The sequence below is a fragment of the Stenotrophomonas sp. GD03777 genome (genome assembly GCF_029842485.1).
Taxonomy (GTDB): Bacteria; Pseudomonadota; Gammaproteobacteria; order Xanthomonadales; family Xanthomonadaceae; genus Stenotrophomonas; species Stenotrophomonas sepilia.
The window spans coordinates 1-3055 of record NZ_JAOCGL010000199.1; the positions used below are offsets into that span (position 1 = coordinate 1).

At 66.7% G+C, this 3055-nt stretch carries 4 protein-coding genes; 2 read left to right on the forward strand and 2 right to left on the reverse strand.

The genetic code is table 11. The features are described from left to right. Nucleotides 1–54: 54 nt before the first annotated feature. Nucleotides 55–666 (reverse strand): superoxide dismutase, encoded by a 612-nt coding sequence (locus N5E02_RS20600; RefSeq protein ID WP_005410310.1) that lies wholly within the window; start codon nucleotides 664–666, stop codon nucleotides 55–57. 219 nt (nucleotides 667–885) lie between these two features. On the opposite strand from N5E02_RS20600, the gene N5E02_RS20605 reads away from it, so the two are divergent. Both N5E02_RS20605 and N5E02_RS20610 read left to right on the forward strand, forming a co-directional pair. Continuing rightward, nucleotides 886–1338 carry a ribonuclease domain-containing protein gene (locus tag N5E02_RS20605; RefSeq protein ID WP_061478000.1) on the forward strand — a complete coding sequence of 151 codons (453 nt, stop codon included), beginning with the start codon at nucleotides 886–888 and terminating at the stop codon, nucleotides 1336–1338. Further along, complete coding sequence (locus tag N5E02_RS20610) at nucleotides 1338–1751, forward strand: barstar family protein (protein ID WP_171955558.1); 414 nt, start codon at nucleotides 1338–1340, stop codon at nucleotides 1749–1751. The genes N5E02_RS20605 and N5E02_RS20610 overlap by 1 nt, the downstream gene beginning before the upstream one ends. Nucleotides 1752–1883: 132 nt before the next feature. Here N5E02_RS20610 and N5E02_RS20615 read toward each other — a convergent pair. Then, on the reverse strand, nucleotides 1884–3055 hold a 1172-nt coding region (locus tag N5E02_RS20615), incomplete at its 5' end, for a hypothetical protein (RefSeq protein ID WP_279946707.1).

Genomic DNA, 3055 nt, shown 5'->3' on the forward strand with positions numbered 1-3055 from the left:
CAACAGGAAAGGCCGGGGTCTCCCCCGGCCTTTCCACTCATCCCATCACCGCGATCAGGCGATCGCTTCCTGGTAACGGCGCTCGACTTCATTCCAGTCGATGACGTTGAAGAACGCGCCGATGTATTCCGGGCGGCGGTTCTGGTACTTCAGGTAGTACGCGTGTTCCCACACGTCCAGGCCGAGGATGGGGGTGTTGCCTTCCATCAGCGGGCTGTCCTGGTTGCCGGTGCTCTCGACCACCACCTTCTTGTCCGGGGTCACGCTCAGCCACGCCCAGCCGCTGCCGAAACGGGTCAGCGCCGCCTTGGTGAAGGCGTCCTTGAACTTGTCGAAACCGCCCAGGTCCTTGTCGATGGCCTTGGCCACGTCACCCACCGGGTTGCCACCTGCGTTCGGGGCCATCACGGTCCAGAACAGCGAGTGGTTGGCATGGCCACCACCGTTGTTGCGCACCGGACCCTGCAGGTTCTCCGGCAGCGACTTGAGCTTCTTCACCAGCTCTTCGACCGGCAGGTCAGCGTATTCGGTGCCTTCCAGCGCCGCGTTGACGTTGTTGATGTAGGTCTGGTGATGCTTGGTGTGATGGATTTCCATCGTCGCCGCATCGATATGCGGCTCCAGCGCGTCGTAGGCGTAGGACAGCTTGGGCAGGGTGTAGGCCATGATGCATCTCCTGATTGCGAGGGCACCCGACGATGTCGGGCGGTGCGCCGTGAATGATGGGGACAGACCCGCAGATTACCAAGGGGGATGTAAAGGAAATTGCGTCCTGCCAGTGAGCACGACGGCAATTGTTACGCAGCAGTGACGCGGCGCCCTCCTCATGTGCCATGCAGCGCGCAGGCGCTACAGTGCATGTACCACCCTCGCCCGCCCCTGCCCATGCGCAACCCCCGGCTGCTGATCACCGCCATCGCCCTGCTGCTGCTCGGCCTGGTCGCCAACCATTTCCTGCAACGGCCGCCGGCGCCACAGTTCGCACCGGACCTGCAGGGAACACCGACCGCCCGGGCGCCTGCCACGGCCACGCCCGGACGGGACAACGGCCTGCCCGCGTTCCTGCCCACCGAAGCACGCCAGACCATTGCCCTGATCCAGCGAGGCGGTCCATTCCCGCACCGCCAGGACGGCACCACCTTCGGCAACCGTGAACAGCAATTGCCGCAACGTCCGCGTGGCTACTACCGCGAGTACACCGTCGACACCCCCGGTGCACGCACGCGTGGCACGCGCCGCATCGTCACCGGCGGCGATCCGCCGGAGGCGTGGTACTACACCGACGACCACTACGAATCGTTCCGCAGCTTCACCGTACCGGCCCAGGGAGCGCAGTGATGAGCCACGATGATTTCGGCCTCGGCCTGCATGACATCAATAATGCCGGCGTCTATGCCATCGACAGCGATGACATCGGCGCACTGGCCGCAGCAATGCGCGATGCCAGCCTGAAGGTGATCCGCATCGATCTGGAGGGCGTGACGGACAAGCGCACCCTGCTCGCCCGGCTCGCCGCGCAGCTGGATTTCCCGGCCGGTTTCGGCGGCAACTGGGATGCACTGTCGGACAACCTGCGTGATCTGCAATGGCTGCCAGCCAACGGCTACGCGCTGTTCCTGGCCGACGTGGATGCACTGCGTGCCAACGCACAGAGGGACTTCGCCACCCTGCTGGACGTGATGGATGAAGCCAGCCGCGATTGGGTCGGTCGCGATGTACCGTTCTGGGTGTTCCTGTCACAGAGCGCGTAAGGGCAACGCCCTGATAGAGGCTGACCTTGGTCGGCATGGGCGTGCCCCCCCATGGATCATCCACGCATGGCGTGGATCTACCCGGCGCAGCTGGATGCACAGTAGATCCACGCCATGCGTGGATGCGCCGTCCTAGCGGCTGCCGTTGTCTTCCTGAAGTTCCTTCTTGAACGGAATGTCCGGCGGCGGCCGTGCCACGGCCGGCTGGTCCTGCATGTTGGGGTTGGTCAGGCCACAGCCACCGCCGGCCTGCAGGATCGAAATGACGCAGGAAATCCTCGTGTTGGTGCCCGGCAGTGGAATCTCCATCGCCTTGACGCCCTTGCGCACCCATTCGGCCAGCAGCGATTCCTGTGGCACCCAGTACTTGTCGAACGACGTCGGCGTGTAGTCGTACGGCGGACGTTTCAGCCATGTGCCCGATTGCGCGATGCGCTCCTTGCTCCAGCCGTCGTTGGCGCCACCGGGCGCACCTCGCTCGGCGTGGCCGTCGCCGTCCTGGCCCGGCACGCGTACGCTGCCATCGGCATTGAACAGGCCATTGCCCCTGCCGGCGGCACTGGCCTGGCGGGCACCGCCATTGCTGCCGTCGCGGCTGCGGCTGGAAGATCCCCAGTCATCGCCCTTGGCCGGTGTCGCCCAGTTGCCGGGATCGGGGGCCGGGCGCGCTCCTGCGTTTGCCGGTGTGCTGCTGGAGGCTGACGGACGCGTGCTGCTGCTCGTCTGCGCCGCGCGGCCTTGGGCCGCAGCCGCAGGCGTCACGGTGGCACTGCCACTGGAGGATGCCGGTGCCACCGCCGGTGCCGGGGCCACTTCACGCTCCCGCACCTGTACATCACGGCCGGTGGGCGCGCGTACGGCGGGCTCACGCCCGGCCAGCGCCGCCATCCGCACCTGCGGATCGGCCACGGCCTGCACTTCACGTTCAAGCACCTGCACGTCCTGCTGTGGCACGCGAACCTGCATTTCAGGGCTGCGCAGCGGTTTGGGCGCGACGGGCGCTTCGACGATGCTGACTTCGCGTTCGCGCACCTGGATGTCACGCACCTGCGGCGTGCGCACGGCCAGTTCCGGGCTGCGCATCTGGCTTGGCGTCGGCGGCGCCTGCACCGGCTGCACGCTGCGCTCGCGCACAACGGGCGTGCTGTCACGTGGTACGACGCTGACTTCGGTTCGCGGCACGCTTTCCGGCGGCACCACGAAATCCGTGCTGGCCTGCGCCACCTCGGTGGCCTGGACCGGTGAAGGCGGCGGCGCGGCAACCGGCGCCGGCTCGGCTTCGGCTGGCGGCGGAGGAACACCGG

Bases quoted from the DNA above. Each gene is read 5' to 3' on its own strand.
- N5E02_RS20600 (WP_005410310.1), bottom strand. From the start codon at position 666: ATGGCCTACACCCTGCCCAAGCTGTCCTACGCCTACGACGCGCTGGAG.
- N5E02_RS20605 (WP_061478000.1), top strand. From the start codon at position 886: ATGCGCAACCCCCGGCTGCTGATCACCGCCATCGCCCTGCTGCTGCTC.
- N5E02_RS20610 (WP_171955558.1), top strand. From the start codon at position 1,338: ATGAGCCACGATGATTTCGGCCTCGGCCTGCATGACATCAATAATGCC.